Origin of the sequence: Seohaeicola nanhaiensis (genome assembly GCF_042654245.1) — a bacterium.
Taxonomy (GTDB): domain Bacteria; phylum Pseudomonadota; class Alphaproteobacteria; order Rhodobacterales; family Rhodobacteraceae; genus Seohaeicola_A; species Seohaeicola_A nanhaiensis.
The window spans coordinates 839,755-859,015 of record NZ_JBHSGI010000002.1 but is presented as its reverse complement, the minus strand read 5'-3'; the positions used below and the strand labels follow the sequence as shown (position 1 = coordinate 859,015).

Here is a 19,261-nt window from a genome sequence, read left to right as displayed (position 1 = left end):
AGGGTGCGAAAGTTCCCGCCAGAGAACATTCCTGCCCGCCGCCCAAGCGCATTGCTTGGCGGGGGCGGGTCTTATTCCGCCAATGCTTCGAGCGTTGCGTCGATATCGGCCTCTTTCCAATAGAGGCGCGCCCCGATTTTCACGGGTTTGGGCAAGCGCCCGAGTTCGATATCACGGTAAATGGTCGTGCGTCCCCGACAGCCGAGTTTGGCTTGCAGGTCGCGGAAAGTCAGATAGCGCATGTCGTTGCTCCGTGGTGTTTCACGGTGACGACATATCTGCACTCATCGAAAAGAGCGAAAGACAAGCGCTTCGAGCGAATTTCATATCTGGCTAGATGGAATTCTCGGCGCGCTTGGACCAATGCTTGGCAACAGCATCATAGGTCACGTGATGCCCGAAATCGGCCAAGGCAATCACTACCGCGTCACAAGCGCTGCTGGGTCGTGTCGCGCTGCTCCGCGTCGCTTTGAGGCCAAATTTCATGGCCATAGAGACAAGCTGGACAAAACTGTAATTATGCATCTCGCTCAGTCTTTTGTATCTGCCACCTTTCGATTTTGGCCTGATTTCTTCCCTCATCAGAACGTCGGAAATCCAACTACGCATCAAAGCTGTCATCGGCATGTCCGCGCAAGAGAACCGCACTGCGAGGGTGAAATTCAGGCCGTCAAACATGCGAGCATCGGCCCTTGCCATTGCGGTGAATTTGTTAAATTCAGCATTGCTGATTCTCTTCTTGCGTATTAACGCGCCGAAATCCTGGGTTGCCAGCGCTACAGATGGCATCTCCCCATTCATGCAGATGACCCTCGCAAGAATCTCGAAGTCTTTTGATCTTCTGAGCTTGATTGCTACGTCGGCAACCGGAGGTGGTGTCACATCTGTCATTGCTCAGCCGCGATGGAGATTGCAACAACTTTGCGATTGTCGGCTTTCAACGTGGCGCTCCACCGCTCCATCAGTGCGTGCCGTTGCTCAATAAAATCCGTCCGGCGGTAAGCCCTTTCAACCGCTCCCCCCGCCGTATGTCCGAGGCACGTTTCGGCCACCTCGCGCGGCGTATTCGTCGCCTCGGCCGTCCAGTCGCGGAAGGATGACCGGAACCCATGCGGTCGCGCTTCCAGCCCGCGCCGGTCCATGAATTTGCCCATAGTCATGTCGGAAATCACGCCCTTGCGGATACCGGGGAACAGGAAGCCATCACGGGCGAAGGGTTTGGCCTGTTCAATGACGGCCAGCGCCTCGCGCGAGAGGGGCACCCGGAAATCTGGCGTGGCGTCCCTGCGTCCCTTCATGGCCTCGCCCGGTATCGTCCAGACGTCGCCGTCGATCTGGTCAAGGCGCAGGTGGCGCAGCGGGTGCGACCGCACCGCTGTCAGGATAAGCAGGCGCAGCGCCAGTTCTGTTCCCGTGCCGCCATTCAGCGATTGGTAGAACGCCGGAACCTCGCGCCAGTTCATCGCCGGAATGTTGGTCGGCTTGTGCCGGGTTTTGCCCAGCAGTGCCTTAGCCTTGTCCGTCGCTTGCAAATCGACGTCCAGCCCGAGTGCTGCCGCGTGCCTTAGGCAGATGCCGAGTCGGTTTATTGCCTTGCGGGCGGTGTCGGCTTTCGTGTGCCAGATGGGGGCGAGGGTGTCGCGGATATCGCGTTGGTCAATATCGGCCACCGGAACCTTGCCCAGCTTGGGCAGGATGTGGAGTTCCAGCGGTGAGAACCACCGGCCCGCCGTGCCGTCACCCTTTAGTTCGGCCTTGCGACTCTCGAAGGCGTCCAGCGCGATATCCTTCAATAGGTGGATATTGCGCTCTGCCTCGCGGCGCTGGCGCTCGCGTTCCTTGATGGGGTCCAAGCCTTGCCTGACCATGCCGCGCCACTTGTCCGCCGCTTCGCGCGCCTCCCTTAAAGAAACGGTCGGATAACCCCCCAAGCCCATTTCACGCCGCCGCCCGTGAACCACGACGCGCAGCACCCATTGGGAACCGCCATCGTCGCGCTTGTGCAGCCAAAGCCCGCCGCCATCGGAAATCTTGCCGGGTGCGGCAGCTTTCGCGGCCTGGGCGGTCAGCTTGTTCAGCGCACGGGTCATTTCCTGTCCCCCTTCGTATCCACCCCCAGCATATAGTATGCCGTGGGGCAGAATGGAACAGGTTGAAACAGGAAGACCGTTGTTTTACGGGCGATGGGTCGAGGGGCGGTGTTCCGGGGAACCCCAAGATATAGGGATTGGATGCCTCTCCTGGGCACCATAAAACCAGAAAATTCCCCTATAATTCAGCGGTATGACGGAGTGGGCTCTGGTCTTCGTCCCACCTCTGGTGTTGTTGGCCGCATGACGTCCGCACCGACAACTTTCGCTCTGCAACCCGAGAATCATCGCGAATTTTGGGCAGGCAGATTCAGGCCTCGGTGCAACCGGCCCCTTCAGCTGCCCCAAACCAAATCGGGACGCGTGCGGATACCTTCGCTATCGCAGGGATACAGCCTGCGAACCGGCGTCTCCAGCGCGGGCGCCCCGCCGGGCGCGAGCGCGCTGGGCGGGGAAGCCTCCATATATCAGCGGAGACGGGCCAGCGCGGTGATTTCGATGCGCATGTCGTCATGCGCCATCCGCACCTCACCGCAGCAGCGGGTCGGCGGATTCGCCGGATCAATCCAGGCGTCATAAACCGCGTTCATCGCGTCGAAGTCGCCCATATCGCGCAGCCAGATCGTAACCGACACGAGGTGCGACCGGTCGCTGCAGCATTCTGCCAGCAGGGCGTCCAGCTTGGCCAGCGTCTCGCCGGTCTGGGCCGCAATGTCGCCTGCGTAATTGTCGGCGAACTGGCCGCCGACATGCACCATGTTGCCCACCACGACAGCGCGGCTTCGACGGTGATTGGGCTGAATTCGGGTGATGGTCTCCGGCACCGGCCTATTCCTCATGCCCAAATCTGAGCGGGTCGACCGGATGCGCGGCCATGGGGTGAACCGTCAGTTGCATGTAAGGCCAGAAGGGCAGACCGGTGATGATCTGATGCAGGTGGGTGGCGTCGCGGGCGCGCCACAGGCCCCAGTTCTCGCGCCGGGCCGGCACCCGCCACATCCGCACCAGATAGCCTTCCTTGGCCAGTTCGGCCGCATGGGCGCGCTCCTTGGCGACAAGGGCATCGACATCGGCCTTGTCCCAGCCGACCGGACCGACAAACGAAATGTTGACGAGGAATTCTACGAGTTTTTCCGATGACATTGCTTGTTCCATGTTCAGAAGGTCGTGGCGACCCGGCCCTCGGCCAGATCGTGAAGCACGGCCTGCGCCGTGTTGTGCCCGGGTATCCCCGAGAAATAGCCGCCCGGCCACGTGCCCACCCCCGACAGGTAAAGCCCCCTGGTGGGCGTACGATAGCGGTGCAGCCCCGGAACCGGCCGCATCCAGAACTGGTTGATCGGCATCATGTCGAGATGCGCGATATTGGCGCCGAACAACCCGTGGTCGGCTTCGAATTCGCTGGCTCCGATCACCGCCTGATGTTCAACGATGTCCGGCAGGTTCGGAATCCATTCCGACAGGATGGCCACCACCCGGCGCACAACGGCCTCGCGGTCCACGTCCACCGGCGCGCGGCCGCCCCGATGCGGAGCGCCGCCCAGGTTGATCGACAGCACGTGCTTGCCCTCCGGCGCCATCTGCGGCGAGGTCATCGAATGGCACAGGCCCCAGATCAGCGGGCTCTCGGGCATCCGGCCCCGGGCCAGATCGGCGTGGCAGTCCTCAAGGTAGTCCAGCGTCGGCGCGATGCGCAGCTGGGCCGAGGCAAGCGCCTGCGCTTCGGCGGCATCCTTTGCCGCGGCATAGCGGGGCATGTCGCCCAGACCGAGGACGATCTTGAAGGCGCTGCCAGCCGGCGGAACCCGCCCGGCCTTGTCGATCAGCGGCGCCCAGTCGGAATTGGCGGAACGCACCTTGCTCAGGGTCAGATGCGGGTGCATCGCGCTGACCACGATGGGGGCCTGAAAACTGCGTCCGTCCGTCAGGGTTGCGACCGGGCCGCCGGCTTCGTCGGCGATGGTCTCCACCTCGGCGTCGCGCAGGATGGTCACGCCCAGCGCCTCCACCGACCGTGTCATGGCCTCGACGATCGCGCCCATTCCCCCGACCGCAAGTCCGGTCGATCCACGCAGCGGCATCCGGCGCGGGTCGTCCTCGCTGTCGGATTTCTGCGAGGCCAGCGACAGCGGCCGCATCATGAGGTTGAAGGGCGTGCCCGGTGTAGATGGCCCGGCCAGCCCGCTGACCACGGACAGCGGGCCCATGACCGCCTGCGTCTCGGGCGCCAGATCGAAGTATTCGAACAGCTGCCGCACACTGCCGAACATGATGCGCGAGAACATCTCCTGGTCCTCGGTCGTGGTCAGATTGGCGACGAGCTCCTGCAGCGACGGGGGCTCGCGGTAGATCGAGATCCCCAACCGTTCGGCAAAGCGGTTGAGATAGGCGAAGACCTCCTTGAACCGCTCGGCCTCGCCCGGCCGCCAGGCGTTCATCTGGGCGTCGTTCCGCGCCGGATCCCGCCAGCCGATGTAAAGCCGACCGTCGGTCAGGGGATGTACCAGAGTGGGATCGGGCCGGCGGAACACGAGTCCATGACGCTCGAGCGCGAAATCCGCCACGACCCGCGGTTCAAGCGAGCCCGGAGAGTTGGAGATCGCCGAGAAGTATCCGGGAAAGAACTCCCGCGTCGCTGCCGGACCGCCTATCAGGGCGGTCCGTTCGAGCAGCGTTACCTTCAATCCGGCCTTGGCGAGATAGCCGGCGCACAGCAGGCCATTATGACCTCCGCCGATGACGATTGCATCCGTCTTGCCCAAGGCTCTGTCCTTTCGCTGGGTCGCGCTGGCGTCAGTTCGGCAGCAGCGCATTGGTGTAATAGGTGTCGGGCGCGCCAGGGGACTGGATCTCGCCCACCTCGGCCAGGGTGCTGATCAGCGCGGCCCATTCCTCATCGGAACGCGCGCCCCAGCTTGGCGAGGAAGGATCGTCAGAGATCGCCATCAACCCCTTGAGATAGTCGACACAGGCCGCCTGCTTGTGGGTCAGTTCAAGCTTGGCGCGACCCTGCTCGCAGGTGCCTTCGGGGTCGGCGAATGCGTCCTGCCACGACCGTTTGACGGCACGCAGAAAGGCGGTGATCACCTCGGGGTTGGACTCGAGGAACTCGGTATTCGCGGAATAGCCGAAACCCATCAGGGGCACGCCGGCATCCGCCAGCGAGAATACTTCGGCTTCCTGTCCCGTCCCGCGGATGATGGCGCCATAGGCGAAACCGTCGCCGCTGATTACCTCGACATTGCCCGACATCAGGCCCGCCTGCTTGGCGTTGGCATCCAGCGACACCACGTCCAGGTCCATTTCGCCCAGATCGTTGACCGCGCGGAAGATGCGCAGGCTCAGCTGGTCCGAACCGCCGGGGGTGCTGCCGATGCGATAGCCCTTGATGGCCTCGACGCTGTCGAGTGTCACCTTGCCCTTGATGCCGATGAAGGATGCGGCCGTGCGGGTCTGATAGACCGCCACGGTCTTGATCGGCACGCCTTTGGAGATTGCGACAGCGGCGTTCGAGGTGTTGATATGGGCGATATCGTAGTTGTCCTCGCCCAACATGATCGCGGTGCTGGCCGAACCGCGGCCAGGCTCCATGAACAGGTCGATCCCCTCGTCCTTGAAATACCCCTTTTCGATCCCGAGCGCGATTGGCGCGTGATAGGGCAGATAGCCCCAGTCCAGCCCGAGCCGCACTTTCGTTTCCGCGTGGGCAGGCATGGCAAGCAGGGTGACTGCGGCGGCAAGTAGTGGATAACGCATGGCAATTCCTCTGTTGGCGGCGCCGCGCTGCGGCCCCGTGTGGATGGTTGGAGTTGGCGGTTGGTCCCGCCCTTCGTTGCAGCCATAGGCGGCTGGTTTTGGCCTGCGCCTCTGGGCAGGAGGCGCAGGAATGGTTTCAGTGCTGACCGCGCTGGCTCGCGTGCCAGGGCAGGATGCGCTTTTCGATGAGTTCGGCCAGATACCAGACGATGACGCCAAAGCCCGAGACGAGGAACACCGCCGCGAAGGCCAGGTCGATCGACATGCTCCCGACCGCCTGGATCAGCACATAGCCAAGCCCGCGGTTCGAGGCGACGAACTCGCCGATCACCGCGCCGACAGGGGCGAGCGTCGCGGCGATCTTGATCCCGGTAAAGATGTTGGGCAGGGCATTGGGCAGTTTGATCTTCCACAGCACCTTCATCGGGCTGGCACCCATCGACCGCACCATGTGCAGCAGGTCGGGATCCGCGGATTTCAGCCCCATGACCGTGTTCACCACAATCGTGAAGAAGGTGAAGAACACGACGAAGATCACCCCGCTCTTGACCCCGAAACCGATCCAGACCAACAGAAGCGGCGCCACCACGACCTTGGGGACGGCATGCGAGATCACCAGCCAGGGGTAGACGACCCGGTCGACGATCGGCGACGAGGCGATGGCGATTCCCAGCCCCACACCCAACAGGACCGCCAGCGCAAATCCCAGCAGCGCCGAGAACATCGTGTAGCCGAGGTTGGTCATCAGATAGCCAAATCGATTGAACAGCACCTCGACCACTTCGGTGGGCGCGGGCAGCAGATAGGCCGGAATGTCGAAGGCACGGACCACGACCTCCCAGACGATCAGTCCGACGATGGCGCTCAGTACCGGCAGGGCAGCGTTGCGCAGAATCCGGCGACGCCGGCGCTGGATCACTTTGGAGGACGGCCCGGACGTGGTGGCAGTGACGGTGTTGGACGCGGCACTCATGCGGCAAGAACCCCTTCTTTTTCGAACAGCAGGCGAATGCGGCGGGCAATGGCGGCAAAGGCTGGCTCTTCGCGGATCGACAACGGTCGCGGCGTGGGAAGGTCGATGTCGATCACGTCCAGCACCCGGCCCGGTCGCGCCGACATCACCACCACCCGGTCCGACAGGAACACGGCTTCGGCGATGGAATGCGTGATCAGCAGGGTGGTCACGCGCTCATGCTGCTGCAACCGCTGCAGGATCACGTTCATCTGGTCCCGCGTCATGGCATCCAGCGCGCTGAAGGGTTCGTCCAGCAACAGCAGCGAGGGACGCATCAGCAGGGCGCGGGCAATCGCCGCGCGCTGCCGCATCCCGCCCGACAGCTCGAAGGGAAGACGGTTCAGGAAATCCCCGACCCCCAGTTCGCTCAGCAATGCGACGGCGCGGCTGCGGGTCTCGTCCATATTGGCGCGGGCCAGCTCGGCCGGCAGCATCACGTTGTCCAGCACGTTGCGCCAGTCCAGCAGCAGATCGCGCTGGAACACGATGCCCATGTTCGGCACCGGGCCAGAGATCTCCTGTCCGTCGATCACCACCTGACCTCCCGTTGCAGGGTCGATCCCGGCCAGAATGCGCAGCAGCGTGGACTTCCCGCAGCCCGAAGGCCCCACCACGCTGACGATATGACCCCGATCTATGCCAAAGCTGACAGGGTCCAGCGCGCGGACATTGCCGGTTTCCGCTTCGTAGGTCTTGTGGACCCCCGAAAGCTTGACGAAAGGTGTCTCGTCCAGATGATCTGGTCTCATCTTCATTCCCTGTCGTTCGCGGCCCGATCTCTGCCAGGCCAGTGTCATCTCGCGGGTCAGGCGTAGCCAACCATCCCCTTGACCTCCAGGAACTCCTCAAAGCCAAAGAGCCCGTATTCGCGACCGTTTCCGGATTGTTTGAAGCCGCCAAAGGGCCCATTCGGGTCAACTGGCGCATAATTGAGCAGGACGCTGCCGGCGCGCAGACGGCGTGCCATGTCGCGGGCCCGTTCGACATTCGGGGACTGCACGTAGGCAGTCAACCCGAAGACGGTGCCGTTGGCGATGGCGACAGCCGCGTCGTCGCCGTCATAGCCGATCAGGCACAGCACCGGCCCGAAGATCTCTTCCTGCGCGATCCGCATGGCGGGGGTGACGTCGGCAAAGACGGTCGGGTTCAGGAAATGACCGTCGGCCAGCCCCTCGGGCCGCTCGCTGCCCCCGGCCACCAGCCGGGCGCCCTCAGCGATGCCACTGTCGATATAGGCTTGCACCCGTTCCAGCTGGCGCGCACTGATGAGCGGCCCCATGTCGACACCCTCGGCATCCGGCGGACCCACCCGCAGCCCCCTGGCGACGCGCGCCGCGATGTCGGCGGCCTCCGCCATCATCGCGTGCGGCACCAGCATCCGGGTCGGGGCCGAGCAGGATTGCCCGGCGTTTCGCATGCAGTTCTGCACTCCGCGCGTCACCGCCGGTTCCAGATCGACATCGTCCAGCAGGATGTTGGCGGCCTTGCCTCCCAGTTCCAGGCTGACGCGCTTCACCGTGGGCGCAGCCGCAATCGTCACGGCCGCGCCGGCGCGGGCGGACCCCGTCAGCGATATCATGTCGACGTCGGGATGACGGGCCAAAGCTTCCCCGACTTCGGGGCCTTCGCCCTGCACCAGGTTGAAGACGCCCGGCGCAACCCCGGCCTCGTGGAACAGTTCGGTCAGGGCAATCGCCGACAGGGGCGAAAGCTCCGAGGGTTTCAGCACCATCGAACATCCGGCCGCCAGCGCCGGGAAGACCTTGCAGGCGACCTGGTTGATCGGCCAGTTCCAGGGCGTAATCAACCCGGCGACGCCAATCGGTTCACGCCGCACCATCGTGGTGCCGCGCAGCTCTTCGAAGTCATAGCTCTCCAGCACCTCGATTGCCTTGCGCAGATGGTTCAGCGCGGAGCCGGCCTGCACGTTTCGGGCAAAGGCTCGTGGCGCGCCAATCTCTTCCGCGATCAGATCGCCGATACGCTGCTGATGGTCGCCATAGGCCTCGAGAATGCGCCGAAGAACCTGCAACCGGAACTCCCGGTCACCGCAGGCCCCGCTGTCGAACGCCTGTCGCGCCGCCGCCACCGCCGCGTCGACATCCGCCGCCGTACCGCGCGCGATATGGGCGATCACGTCGCCCGTTGCCGGGTTCTCCACCGCGATCTTGTCTGCTCCGGCGGCCGCAACCCAGGCGCCACCTATGTAGAATTGATCGAGATGGTCCATGGCTTCGGTCCTTTCGGGCAGTGTCGTCGGGCACCCGGCGCGGCAAGGGCACCCAAGGGGGCCGGGCGTCCGCATCGGATGTTCGGATCCGGGCGTCGGTGGCCCGTCGTTGAACCAAGGTTTACAAACCGGAACTGTCCAGTCAAATTCATTAACCTGAAGCTTTGTTCAAGAAAATTGAACTGCCGTGGAGTCGTGGAATGCTGACATTGATGAACTTTCGCGTGCTTGTCGCCGTTGCCGAAACGGGCAGCATCAAGGTCGCGGCGCAAAAGCTCGGGCGCACCCCGTCGGCCGTCTCGATGTCGCTCAAGCAACTGGAAGAGGCCATCGGCGCGCCTCTTTTCGATGGCGAGCGCAAGGCGCATCCCAACCGCTTCGGCTGGACCTGTGTCGGAACCGCCCGCGATCTGCTGGCGCATTACGACACCGCCTGCGCCAGCATCACCGCCAACGCACTGACCGAAAGCAGCCATTGCACCGTGGCGGCGGTGGTCTCCTTCGCCGCAGAAATCCTGCCGGCGGCGGTGCGCAGGGCGCGGCAGAAGTTGCCTGAATTCCGCATCAGCTTGCGGGAATCGCTGTCGATCCGGCTCGGAGATCTGGTGGCCGACGGTCTGGTGGATGTCGCCTTCGGGCGCGGCCCATCGCTGCGCGACGACGTCCACTACGAACCGCTCTTCGTGGACCACTACAGTTTGGTGTGCGAGGACAGCCATCCCTTGGCCATCGCAGGGGCACCGGTCGGCTGGGACACGGTGCTCGCGCAACCCCTGGTCGCCTTCGAGAACTACGAAGGCTATCTGCGCGAAATCCTGGAAACCAACCCGGTCACCCTGCGCGTGTCCAGCGCAAGTTCCGCATTCGCCATGGTTCGGGCGGGGATGGGCAGCTGCGTCATGCCCAACCTGTCGCGCTCGCTGTCGCCGACGGGAGTACGCTTTCTGCCGATCCTCGACCCATCGGCGCACCGCACCATCGGTATCCTCAAACGGCGCGGTCGCCGGTTGTCACCGGCCACCGTTTTGCTGATCGACCGCGTGCGCCGGACCGTGGCCGACCAGGCGGAACGATTGGGACTGGAACCCGTGACCGCTCAGCCGAAGACTTCCTCGTAAAGGCGCAACCAGTTGCCCCCCATGATCTTTGCGATTTCTGGTTCCGAAAAGCCGACTTCGCCCAGGGCCGGCACCAGGTCACTCAGACGGTCGGCCGAGGGCAGCCAGTCCGGCTTGCTGACCGCACCCGGCGCGGATGCCGACCCCGCGCCGTAATTCAGCTGGCGCGACCAGCGGCCCATCCTCATCCAGGCCCGGAATGCGTCGTCGCCCTTATAGCTGAAATCGGTGCCGACACCGACATGGTCGACCCCGGCTATGTCGACCGTTCGGGCAATCAGGTCGGCAAACCCGCGCGCGGTGGCGCAGGCCCAGTCCGGAGTGATGTTCCGATAGGCCGCGCAGCCGATCACGCCGCCTCGCTCGGCCAGCGCCTTGATCACCCGATCGGACCGATTCCGCGCGTGCGGAAAGATCGACGCCGGATTGGCATGGGTGATCGCAATCGGCCCCGGGCTATGCTCGATCGTATCCAGCGCCGTGCGATCCCCGGTGTGCGAGCAATCGGCCAGGATCCCGCAACGCGCCATCTCCTCGACCACTTCACGGCCGAACCGGGTCAGGCCGCTGTCTTCCTTCTCGTAACACGAGCCACCAAGTTCGTTCTGGTTGTTGTACGTCAGTTGCAGCACCCGCACGCCCAGGTCAGCAAACAACTCAACATAGCGGATGCGGTCCTCAAGCAGGTTGGTGTTCTGATAGCCCAGAAGGATGCCAAGCTTGCCGTCCGCGATGCAGGCCCGGATGTCATCGGCGCGCCGCACGATGCGGATCAATTCGGCGTTCTCGCGCTCCATGTCCCGCCAGCGCGCCAGGGAATCGAGCGATTCCAGCGTGCCTTCCCAGAACCCGAGCGTCGGCGTCACGCAACGATATCCCCCGTCCCGAAGCATCTTGAGGACCTCGCGGTCAAAGGTGCCGCATTGAAGGGCGTCGATAATGGCCGGAAGCGTCATGGCAAATCCTCTTGTGCGCGTCAGGGCGGGATGGAACCGGCGGCACGGCAAAGAAGCATGCCACCCGACCCAATCATCGGATACCGCGTGCATCAGTCAAATTCATTGGTCTTAATTGAAGATCAAAATCTTTGAACTGCGGTCCGCGGCCTCGCACCGGAAATGCACAGGCGGTCATCGCAGATTGCGGGCACTTCAGCGCGTTGTGGCGCCTCATCGCGTCGTTGCAGGTCGGCCGGTTCCTCGTCCTTCAGTCGCCTTCGGCCTTGTGGGCCTGACCGCGAGGCTCTTGCCCGGGGTCGTTCGAGAACCAGGCGATCCCCGGCATCGAGTCGCAGAGCTGCCGGGTATAGGCGTGGCGCGGCGTGGCAAGCACTTCGCCGGCCTCTCCCAGCTCCACGATCTCGCCGCGCCGCATCACCGCGATTCGGTCGCAGACCTGCGCGGCTACGCGCAGATCGTGGGTGATGAAAAGCATCGACAGGTTCAGCCGGTTGCGGATATCGGCCAGCAGCGCCAGCACCTGCGTCTGGATCGACACGTCCAGCGCCGAGACGGCCTCGTCGGCGACGATCAGGTCCGGCTGCATCACCAGCGCACGAGCGATGCCGATCCGCTGCCGCTGTCCGCCCGAGAACTCGTGCGGAAACCGATCGAGCGCGCTCCGGTCCAGCCCGACAAGGTCCAGCATCTGTTCGGCGCGTTCCAGCGCCTCGGCGCGCGTGGCGCCGTGTATCATCTGCGTTTCCGTGAGGGCCCTGCGGATCTTGTGACGCGGGTTGAGCGAGGCATAGGGATCCTGAAAGACGATCTGGATCTTGGGCCGGATCCGGGCGCGCTCCTGCCGCGACATCGCCTGAAACGGCTTGTCGTGAAACCGGATCTCGCCGCTGTCGAGCTCCAGCAGTTGCACCACCGCCTGCCCGAGCGTCGACTTCCCCGACCCGGATTCCCCGACCAGCCCCAGCGTCTCGCCCCGGCCGATATCGACCGATATGTCCTTCAGCGCCTCGACCCGCCGCCGCTTGGTCGAAAAGAACCCGCTGCCACCCGTGGTAAAGGTCTTGGTGGCATTGCGGATCGACAGGATCGGTTCGCCTCCGGCATGACCTTCCGCCGTCGTCGTGTCGGACAGGCCCCGCACCGCGGCGACCAGTTTGCGCGTATAGGGATGCTTGGGTGTGTTCAGCACGTCTTCGGCCGGGCCTTCCTCGACCAGCTCGCCGAACTGCATGACCGCGACCCGGTCGGCGATCTCGGCCACAACGCCGAAATCGTGGGTGATGAACAGCACGGCGATGTGAAGCCGCTGCTGGATCTCGCGCAGCAATTCGAGGATCTGCTTCTGCGTGGTCACGTCCAGCGCCGTGGTCGGCTCGTCCGCAATCACGACATCGGGTTCCAGCGCCAGCGCCATGGCGATCATCACCCGCTGCCGCTGCCCGCCGGACAGACGGAAGGGATAGGAATGCTGCAGCGTCTCCGGCTCCGGCAGCCCGGTGGCGTTCAGCAGCTCCAGGATACGCTTCTGACGGTCGCCAGCACGGCTCACGCCATGGGCGACCAGCACCTCGTCCAGCTGTTCGCGCACCGTCAGCACCGGGTTCAGGGCCGTCATCGGTTCTTGAAACACCATCGAAATCCGCGCGCCGCGAAGCTTGCGATATTGCGCGTCAGAGAGCGAGGCCAGCGGGGTGCCGTCAAAGTCGATCTCTCCCCCTGCGATCCGCACGCCGGGCGGCAGCAGCCCCATGATCGCGGTGGCGAGAAGCGATTTGCCCGAGCCGGACTCGCCGACGACGCAAAGGATCTCGTTGCGTCGCAGGTCGAGGGTCAAATCCTTGACGGCAAAGGGCCGGTCCGCACCCGGGGGCAGCGAAATGTCGAGCGAGCGGATACCGAGGATAGGTTCGTTCGTCATGTTCTGTTGCTCCTCGACAGGCGCGGGTTGAGGACATCGCTCAGCCCCTGGCCGAACAGGTTCAGCGCCAGAACGGTGACGAAGATGGCAAGCCCGGGGATCGCGCTCAGCCACCAGGCATGGCGGATCATCGTGCGGCCGGCGCCGATCATGAAACCCCAGGTGATGTAGTTGCGGTCGCCGAGGCCAAGGAAGGACAGGCCGCTTTCGATCAGGATCGCCGAGGCGACCATCAGCGAGGCCATGACAATAACCGGCGAGAGGGCGTTCGGCAGGATCTGGTGCAGGATGATGTTGCTCTGCGAATGCCCGCCGACCTGCGCCGCCTTGACGAAGTCGCGCTGGCGCAGGGTGAGGAACTCGGCCCGCACCAGACGCGCGATCGGCGGCCAGCTCACCACCGCGATGGCGGCCACGATCGAGCCGAGCGTCGGCGAAAAGATCGCCACCAGCACGATGGCCAGCATGAACGACGGGATGGTCTGGAAGAACTCGGTCAGGCGCATCAGCAGATCGTCGACGATGCCGCTGAAATACCCGGCCACCGCGCCCACCAGAACGCCCACGCCGATGGCGACGACCGACGAGGCAAAGCCGATCATCAGCGACATCCGCGCGCCGTGCATGATGCCCGCGGCGACGTCCCGGCCAAGCTGGTCGGTGCCGAAAAGGAAACCCTTGCTGAACGGCGGCAGATTCGGCCGTCCGGCCATCCGCCAGGGGTCGCCGGGGAAAAGCAGGTCGGCGAATATCGCCATCAGCACCAGCGTCAGCAGAAGGATCAGGCCGATCATGCCAGAGCGGCTGCGAAGGAAACGTCGGGCGAAATCGGTCATGCGGCGACCTCGATCCTTGGGTCGGCGAGGCTGTAGACCAGATCGGCGACAAGATTGAAGAAAACGACGAAGGCCGAGGCGATGATGAAGATCGCCAGAAGCAGGTTATAGTCGCGCTGCAGCAGCGCGTCGAAGGCCAGTCGGCCGATGCCGGGCCAGGCAAAGACCGTCTCGGTCAGCACCGCGCCCCCGACAAGGTGGCCGGCCTGAAGGCTGGCCAGCGTGATGATCGGCAGCAGTGCGTTCTTCAGGATATGCCGCCGCCAGATCCGTTTCTCCTCCAGACCCTTGGCGCGGGCGGTGCGCACGAAATCGAGGTCCATGACCTCCAGCACCGAGGCGCGGGTCATGCGGGTGTAGGTGGCGAGATAGAGCAGCCCCAGCGTCGCAGCGGGCAGCACCAGGTGCCGGGCCACGTCCAGCGCCCGTCCGATCGGCGACATCTCGACGCCGATGGTATTCATGCCGAAGGCCGGCAGCCAGCCGAGCTGGACCGAGAACAGCAGGATTGCCATCAGCCCGACCCAGAACAGCGGCAGGGCAAAGAACAGCAGCGCCGCGATGGTGATAACCCCGTCAGGCCATTTTCCGACGTGTTTCGCGGCGGTGACGCCCATGACAAGGCCGCCGGCCAGGGCCAGCAGGAAGGCGGTCAGCGTCAGCAGCAATGTGGCGGGAAGGCGTTCGCCGATCAGCTCGATGACCGGACGGTTGTGCTGATAGGAATCGCCGAAATCCAGCCGCGCGACACCGGCGACATATTTGAACAGCTGTTCGTGGATCGGCCGGTCCAGACCGTATCTCGCCCTGACCTGTTCGATGAACTCGGGATCGACCGACCCCTGTTCGCCGGCCAGGACGGTGGCCGGATCGCCGGGCGCCGCGCGGATCAGGCCAAAGCTCAGGACGGTGACGGCCAGCAGGACCATGATCGCCTTCACAAGGCGGCCGAACAAGTAACGCAGCTGCGCCATGTCTATTTCTTCCTGTCGGGGGTGGTTGGACGCGGCACCCCTGGCGCCGCGTCTCTTTTGACTGGTCTGTCGGTGTTACTTGGCGATCCAGACATCCGCGAAGGTCTCGTTAAGCCCCGGTGCCGTGGTGATCAGGTTCTTGATCTTGCCGCGATAGACCGTCGGATAGGACATCTCGTGCGACCAGATCACCGGCGCGTCACGCGACAGGATTTCCTGCGCCTGGGAGTACAGCGCCTGGCGCTTGGCCGGATCCAGCGTCTTGCCGGCTTCCGCGAAGATGCGGTCGATCTCGGGGTTCTCGTATCCGTCCACGTTGGCCGCAGTCCCGCGACCCAGCTGGTTGTCCGACTGATAGGTCTGGGCCACGCCCATGGCCGGATCGCCCAGCAGGTAGATGAAGTTTGTGGTGATATCGAACTTGCCCGAGGTGGTCCGTTCGACCCAGCCCGGAACGTCGACCGAAACCACATTGGTCTCGATGCCGATTTCCTTCAGTTGCTGGCGGATGTATTCCGCCTGCCGCTGCCAGGTCTCGCCATAGGGCAGGGGCATCAGGTCGAGCGTGGCATAGACACCGTCCTGCCCGGCGACGCCGGAGTCGGCCATCAGCGCTTTGGCCTTGTCCAGATCAAAGCTGTAGTCGGTCAGCACCGAGGCGTCATAGTAGGGGGTCCGCTCGGTCATCGGGCCGTAGGCCGGCTTGCCGAACCCGCCAAAGACCGCGTCGATCATGAACTGCCGGTCCAGCGCATAGGAAATGGCCTGCCGCACCTTCACGTTGTCCAGCGGCGCATTGCGCGTGTTGATGTTGATGATCGCCAGCGGGTCGTAGAATTCCCAGCCCTTTTCCGTCACCTCGACACCATCCGCCGCGCTCAGCCGCTCGACTTCGAAGTTCTCGACATCGCCGCCGCGCAGCAGGTCGACCTGCCCCTGCTCGAAGGCGATGGCACGGCTGTTGGCGTCAGGGATGATGCGGAAGTAGAGATCGTCCAGATAGGGCTTGCCGTCCTGCCAGTAGTCGTCGTTGCGGACCAGGTGGATATGGCTGCCCTTGCTCCATTCATCGAACTTGAACGGCCCGGTGCCGATCGGATGCTCGTTGGCCGGGTTCTTGAAGATGTCGGTGCCCTCGTAGATGTGCTTGGGCACCATCGTCCCGCCGGTCACCTCGAAGATGATCAGGAAGGCCGCATAGGGTTCCTTCAGCTTGAACACGACCGTGTAGTCGTCCGGAGCCGTCATCTCTTCGACAAAGGACATCACGCGCTTGGTGCGCGAAAAGGCCTGGGGCAGGAAATCCGAGAAGGAATAGATCACGTCGGCGCTGGTGAAGGGTTCGCCGTCATGCCACTTGACGCCCTCGCGCAGGTGGAAGGTATAGGTCAGCCCGTCTTCCGAGATCTCCCAGGACTTCGCCAGCAGCGGCTGCGGCGTCATGTCGGGCGCGAAGGTGATCAGGCCCTCATACATCTTGCTGCCGACAAACGACACCGGCCCCAGCCGGTTCAGCCCCAGCATCACGGTCGGCGGTTCGGGCTGCACCACCATGTTCAGCGTACCGCCCTTCTGCGGCTCGTCCGCATGAGCGGCAAAGGCCGTCGTCAGCGCCAGCAGCGCCGCGGTTGCCAGATGTTTCATCGGTAAATCTCTCCTGTTGTCATTTGTGCAGTTTTTGTCATCCCCGGCCGGTCTGGAAACCGTCGAGGAATGCGGTGAGGTTCTTGCCCAGATCGTCGACGCAATAGCCGCCCTCCTGGATGATCGCCGTCGGCAGACCCAGGGCGGCAATCCGGCGCGCCGCCTCGCGGAAGCCCTCGGTGCTGACGGCCATCTCCTGCTGCGGGTCGTTCTCGTAGGCATCAAAGCCCAGCGACAACACCAGCGAGGGCGCGCCAAAGGCCGTGATCCGGTCCAACGCGGTATCCAGCGCGTCCAGAAAGACCTTGTCCTTCGACCGCCGCGGCAGCGGCAGGTTGAGATTGGTGCCCTTGCCCTCGCCCTCGCCGGTCTCGTCGGCATAACCGACGTAGAATGGGAAAACCTCGTTGGTGTCGGCATGGATCGAGGCGAACAGCACGTTGCCGTCGCGATAGAAGATGTCCTGCGTGCCGTTGCCGTGGTGGACGTCGATGTCGAGCACGGCGGTGCGGCCCTGACGGTCGGCCAGCAGCCGGGCGGCGATGGCCGCGTTATTCAGATAGCAGAACCCGCCGGCAAGGTCGGCATAGGCATGATGCCCCGGCGGGCGGCAGATCGCATAGCCTTCGCGCAGCCCCTCCGAAACCCGGTCCGCTACATCCAGCGCGCACATGGCGGCGTCGCGGGCGGCCGCCCAGGTGCCGGCATCGATGGGGGCGGACCCGCCGGACAGATAATAGCCCACCTGCGCCTGAATCGAAGACGGAACCCGCGCCGGATAACGGGTCGGCGAGGCATGGGCGCAGGCATAGGGGCCGGCGCGGTCCTCGCCGAAAGCCTTCTTCCAGCGGTCATAGGCGGTCTTGAGGAACTCAAGATAGGGCGCCGTATGCACGGCAAGGATCGCCTCCTCGCCGAAGTCGCGCGGCGCCTGCATGTCGCAGCCCGCGGCGCGCGCGGCGGTGGCCAGATTGAGCGCGCGCGACGGCAGTTCCAGGTTGCCGACGATCATGCCACGGATCGCGATCGTTTGGGGGGCATGACCTTCGTGCAGGTCGGAATAGACGGTCAACATCGTGCGGGCCTTCTCCGTGATTTCCGCTCGCGGATCCCCTCGAGCGCATTCCAAATAATGGTATTGTGTATCGAGATTTATGATACTCGTGCCCGAATCATTAATTTGTCAAGCGCGAAGACCGAAAAGACCCGGCTTGACAGGTCACAAGATTCGGCTTCAACTGATATCAAATAAAAGTATTGCATTCTAATATGTGGAATACTGTGTGCCGCATCCTGAGCGCGGAATGCAGCCGGACCAAGGAAAGGAAAGTCAGATGAACACGCTGCGGAACTCAAATGCGGAACGGGACGCCAGAACGCTGGTTCACCCCTATTCAAACCTGTCCTACGACACCGAGAGCCGCCTGCTGACCATTGTCAAAGGCGATGGCTGCTACGTGGAGGACGACCAGGGCAACCGCTATCTCGAAGGCATGGCCGGCCTCTGGTCCACCTCGCTCGGCTTCAGCGAAGAACGCCTGGCCGACGCGGCCAACGCGCAGATCCGCAAGCTTCCCTACTACCACCTGTTCAATCACCGCTCGACCGAACCCTCGATCGACCTTGCTGAAAAATTGCTCTCGATCGCGCCCGAGGGCCTCGAAAAGGTGCTCTTCGCGAATTCCGGGTCCGAGGCCAACGACCAGGCGGTGAAACTGGTCTGGTACTACAACAACCAGAAGGGCCGCCCCGAGAAGAAAAAGATCATCTCGCGCTGGCGCGGCTATCATGGCGTGACCGTCGCCTCGGGCAGCCTCACCGGTCTGCCGGGGAACCATGCCGACTTCGACCTGCCGATCCGCAATATCATCCACGCCGATTGCCCCAGCCACTATCACCACGCCAACCCCGGCGAGACCGAAGAGGCCTTCGCCGAGCGCCTGGCCGAAAGCCTCGAGGCGCAGATCATCGCCGAGGGGCCGGAAACCGTCGCCGCGCTGATCGCCGAACCGGTCAGCGGCTCGGGCGGGGTGATCGTCCCGCCGAAGGGCTATTACGAGCGGGTCCAGAAGATCCTCAAGAAATACGACATCCTGCTGATCGCCGACGAGGTCATCACCGGCTTTGGCCGCACCGGCAAGATGTTCGGCTGCGAGACCTTCGGGATGAAGCCCGACATCATGACGGTCGCCAAGGCCCTGTCCTCGTCCTACCTGCCGATTTCGGCCACGCTGATCAGCGGCGAAATCTACAACGCGATGGTCGAGGAAAGCCGCAAGCACGGCGTCTTCGCCCATGGCGTGACCTATGCCGGGCACCCGGTCTGCGCGGCCGTCGCGCTCGAGACGCTGAAGATCTACGAGGAACGCGATATCGTGGGCCATGTCGCCGAGGTCGCGCCGCATTTCCAGGCGCGCCTCGCCGCGCTGGCCGACCGGCCGAACGTGGGCCACGCCCGCGGCATCGGTCTGATCGGCGCAATCGAACTGGTGGCCGACAAGACCAGCCGCGCGCCCTTCGCGCCGGCCCGGGGTGTCGGCCCGGCGTTCCAGCTGCATCTGCAGCGCAACGGCGTCATCGTGCGCGCCCTGCGCGACGCAGTGGCCTTCTGCCCGCCGCTGATCATCACCAAGGATCAGATCGACGTCCTGTTCGATGCCGTGGAGGACGGCCTCGACTTCGTCGCGCGCGAGTTCTCGGCCGAGACGGTCTGAAAACGGG

At 63.9% G+C, this 19,261-nt stretch carries 18 protein-coding genes; 2 read left to right on the top strand and 16 right to left on the bottom strand.

Translation table 11 applies throughout. The features are described from left to right. Window positions 1-71: 71 nt before the first annotated feature. From ACFO5X_RS04340 to ACFO5X_RS04295, 10 genes are all read right to left on the bottom strand, one after another. On the bottom strand, window positions 72-242 hold the full coding sequence (locus tag ACFO5X_RS04340; RefSeq protein WP_380716007.1) for a helix-turn-helix transcriptional regulator: 171 nt from the start codon (window positions 240-242) through the stop codon (window positions 72-74). A 91-nt stretch (window positions 243-333) separates the two neighbouring features. After that, window positions 334-891: a hypothetical protein gene (locus ACFO5X_RS04335; protein ID WP_380716006.1), complete on the bottom strand. Its 558-nt coding sequence runs from the start codon at window positions 889-891 to the stop codon at window positions 334-336. Then, window positions 888-2,090: a tyrosine-type recombinase/integrase gene (locus ACFO5X_RS04330; RefSeq protein ID WP_380716005.1), complete on the bottom strand. Its 1,203-nt coding sequence runs from the start codon at window positions 2,088-2,090 to the stop codon at window positions 888-890. The genes ACFO5X_RS04335 and ACFO5X_RS04330 overlap by 4 nt, the downstream gene beginning before the upstream one ends. Window positions 2,091-2,557: 467 nt before the next feature. Next, window positions 2,558-2,914, bottom strand: coding sequence for a RidA family protein (locus ACFO5X_RS04325; RefSeq protein ID WP_380716004.1), 357 nt, complete (start codon window positions 2,912-2,914; stop codon window positions 2,558-2,560). A gap of 4 nt (window positions 2,915-2,918) precedes the next feature. Next, window positions 2,919-3,233, bottom strand: a complete 315-nt coding sequence (locus ACFO5X_RS04320; protein WP_380716003.1) for a muconolactone Delta-isomerase — start codon at window positions 3,231-3,233, stop codon at window positions 2,919-2,921. Window positions 3,234-3,247: 14 nt separating this feature from the next. After that, the gene (locus ACFO5X_RS04315) at window positions 3,248-4,852 is read right to left on the bottom strand and encodes a phytoene desaturase family protein (RefSeq protein ID WP_380716002.1); all 1,605 of its coding nucleotides are present in this window, start codon (window positions 4,850-4,852) and stop codon (window positions 3,248-3,250) included. A gap of 31 nt (window positions 4,853-4,883) precedes the next feature. Further along, window positions 4,884-5,846 (bottom strand): ABC transporter substrate-binding protein, encoded by a 963-nt coding sequence (locus ACFO5X_RS04310; protein ID WP_380716001.1) that lies wholly within the window; start codon window positions 5,844-5,846, stop codon window positions 4,884-4,886. Window positions 5,847-5,982: 136 nt separating this feature from the next. After that, window positions 5,983-6,819 carry an ABC transporter permease gene (locus tag ACFO5X_RS04305; RefSeq protein ID WP_380716000.1) on the bottom strand — a complete coding sequence of 279 codons (837 nt, stop codon included), beginning with the start codon at window positions 6,817-6,819 and terminating at the stop codon, window positions 5,983-5,985. Continuing rightward, window positions 6,816-7,610 (bottom strand): ABC transporter ATP-binding protein, encoded by a 795-nt coding sequence (locus ACFO5X_RS04300; protein WP_380715999.1) that lies wholly within the window; start codon window positions 7,608-7,610, stop codon window positions 6,816-6,818. The genes ACFO5X_RS04305 and ACFO5X_RS04300 overlap by 4 nt, the downstream gene beginning before the upstream one ends. A gap of 56 nt (window positions 7,611-7,666) precedes the next feature. Continuing rightward, window positions 7,667-9,091 (bottom strand): aldehyde dehydrogenase family protein, encoded by a 1,425-nt coding sequence (locus ACFO5X_RS04295; RefSeq protein WP_380715998.1) that lies wholly within the window; start codon window positions 9,089-9,091, stop codon window positions 7,667-7,669. A 200-nt stretch (window positions 9,092-9,291) separates the two neighbouring features. On the opposite strand from ACFO5X_RS04295, the gene ACFO5X_RS04290 reads away from it, so the two are divergent. Continuing rightward, window positions 9,292-10,209 (top strand): LysR family transcriptional regulator, encoded by a 918-nt coding sequence (locus ACFO5X_RS04290; RefSeq protein ID WP_380715997.1) that lies wholly within the window; start codon window positions 9,292-9,294, stop codon window positions 10,207-10,209. On the opposite strand, the gene ACFO5X_RS04285 is transcribed toward ACFO5X_RS04290, so the two are convergent. The 6 genes from ACFO5X_RS04285 to ACFO5X_RS04260 all read right to left on the bottom strand — a co-directional run bounded on the left by ACFO5X_RS04285 (window position 10,188) and on the right by ACFO5X_RS04260 (window position 17,615). Continuing rightward, the gene (locus ACFO5X_RS04285; RefSeq protein ID WP_380715996.1) at window positions 10,188-11,165 is read right to left on the bottom strand and encodes a dipeptidase; all 978 of its coding nucleotides are present in this window, start codon (window positions 11,163-11,165) and stop codon (window positions 10,188-10,190) included. The genes ACFO5X_RS04290 and ACFO5X_RS04285 overlap by 22 nt on opposite strands. Window positions 11,166-11,415: 250 nt before the next feature. Next, entirely contained in the window at window positions 11,416-13,086 is a 1,671-nt protein-coding gene (locus tag ACFO5X_RS04280) for an ABC transporter ATP-binding protein (protein ID WP_380715995.1), read from the bottom strand. Then, entirely contained in the window at window positions 13,083-13,922 is an 840-nt protein-coding gene (locus ACFO5X_RS04275) for an ABC transporter permease (RefSeq protein ID WP_380715993.1), read from the bottom strand. Before ACFO5X_RS04275 ends, ACFO5X_RS04280 begins: the two co-directional genes overlap by 4 nt. Further along, window positions 13,919-14,896: an ABC transporter permease gene (locus tag ACFO5X_RS04270; RefSeq protein WP_380715992.1), complete on the bottom strand. Its 978-nt coding sequence runs from the start codon at window positions 14,894-14,896 to the stop codon at window positions 13,919-13,921. The genes ACFO5X_RS04275 and ACFO5X_RS04270 overlap by 4 nt, the downstream gene beginning before the upstream one ends. A 75-nt stretch (window positions 14,897-14,971) precedes the next feature. After that, complete coding sequence (locus ACFO5X_RS04265) at window positions 14,972-16,540, bottom strand: ABC transporter substrate-binding protein (protein ID WP_380715991.1); 1,569 nt, start codon at window positions 16,538-16,540, stop codon at window positions 14,972-14,974. 37 nt (window positions 16,541-16,577) lie between these two features. Further along, window positions 16,578-17,615 carry a histone deacetylase family protein gene (locus ACFO5X_RS04260; protein ID WP_380715990.1) on the bottom strand — a complete coding sequence of 346 codons (1,038 nt, stop codon included), beginning with the start codon at window positions 17,613-17,615 and terminating at the stop codon, window positions 16,578-16,580. A gap of 259 nt (window positions 17,616-17,874) precedes the next feature. Here ACFO5X_RS04260 and ACFO5X_RS04255 point away from each other — a divergent pair, with 259 nt between their 5' ends. After that, complete coding sequence (locus ACFO5X_RS04255; RefSeq protein WP_380715989.1) at window positions 17,875-19,254, top strand: aspartate aminotransferase family protein; 1,380 nt, start codon at window positions 17,875-17,877, stop codon at window positions 19,252-19,254. The last annotated feature ends 7 nt before the right edge of the window (window positions 19,255-19,261 follow it).

What these genes read in the sequence shown, in the direction of transcription:
- ACFO5X_RS04320 (WP_380716003.1), bottom strand. Translation starts at nt 3,233, where the DNA reads ATGTCATCGGAAAAACTCGTAGAATTCCTCGTCAACATTTCGTTTGTC.
- ACFO5X_RS04285 (WP_380715996.1), bottom strand. Translation starts at nt 11,165, where the DNA reads ATGACGCTTCCGGCCATTATCGACGCCCTTCAATGCGGCACCTTTGAC.
- ACFO5X_RS04270 (WP_380715992.1), bottom strand. Translation starts at nt 14,896, where the DNA reads ATGGCGCAGCTGCGTTACTTGTTCGGCCGCCTTGTGAAGGCGATCATG.
- ACFO5X_RS04330 (WP_380716005.1), bottom strand. Translation starts at nt 2,090, where the DNA reads ATGACCCGTGCGCTGAACAAGCTGACCGCCCAGGCCGCGAAAGCTGCC.
- ACFO5X_RS04265 (WP_380715991.1), bottom strand. Translation starts at nt 16,540, where the DNA reads ATGAAACATCTGGCAACCGCGGCGCTGCTGGCGCTGACGACGGCCTTT.
- ACFO5X_RS04275 (WP_380715993.1), bottom strand. Translation starts at nt 13,922, where the DNA reads ATGACCGATTTCGCCCGACGTTTCCTTCGCAGCCGCTCTGGCATGATC.
- ACFO5X_RS04310 (WP_380716001.1), bottom strand. Translation starts at nt 5,846, where the DNA reads ATGCGTTATCCACTACTTGCCGCCGCAGTCACCCTGCTTGCCATGCCT.
- ACFO5X_RS04255 (WP_380715989.1), top strand. Translation starts at nt 17,875, where the DNA reads ATGAACACGCTGCGGAACTCAAATGCGGAACGGGACGCCAGAACGCTG.
- ACFO5X_RS04260 (WP_380715990.1), bottom strand. Translation starts at nt 17,615, where the DNA reads ATGTTGACCGTCTATTCCGACCTGCACGAAGGTCATGCCCCCCAAACG.
- ACFO5X_RS04335 (WP_380716006.1), bottom strand. Translation starts at nt 891, where the DNA reads ATGACAGATGTGACACCACCTCCGGTTGCCGACGTAGCAATCAAGCTC.
- ACFO5X_RS04305 (WP_380716000.1), bottom strand. Translation starts at nt 6,819, where the DNA reads ATGAGTGCCGCGTCCAACACCGTCACTGCCACCACGTCCGGGCCGTCC.
- ACFO5X_RS04340 (WP_380716007.1), bottom strand. Translation starts at nt 242, where the DNA reads ATGCGCTATCTGACTTTCCGCGACCTGCAAGCCAAACTCGGCTGTCGG.
- ACFO5X_RS04300 (WP_380715999.1), bottom strand. Translation starts at nt 7,610, where the DNA reads ATGAGACCAGATCATCTGGACGAGACACCTTTCGTCAAGCTTTCGGGG.
- ACFO5X_RS04290 (WP_380715997.1), top strand. Translation starts at nt 9,292, where the DNA reads ATGCTGACATTGATGAACTTTCGCGTGCTTGTCGCCGTTGCCGAAACG.
- ACFO5X_RS04295 (WP_380715998.1), bottom strand. Translation starts at nt 9,091, where the DNA reads ATGGACCATCTCGATCAATTCTACATAGGTGGCGCCTGGGTTGCGGCC.
- ACFO5X_RS04280 (WP_380715995.1), bottom strand. Translation starts at nt 13,086, where the DNA reads ATGACGAACGAACCTATCCTCGGTATCCGCTCGCTCGACATTTCGCTG.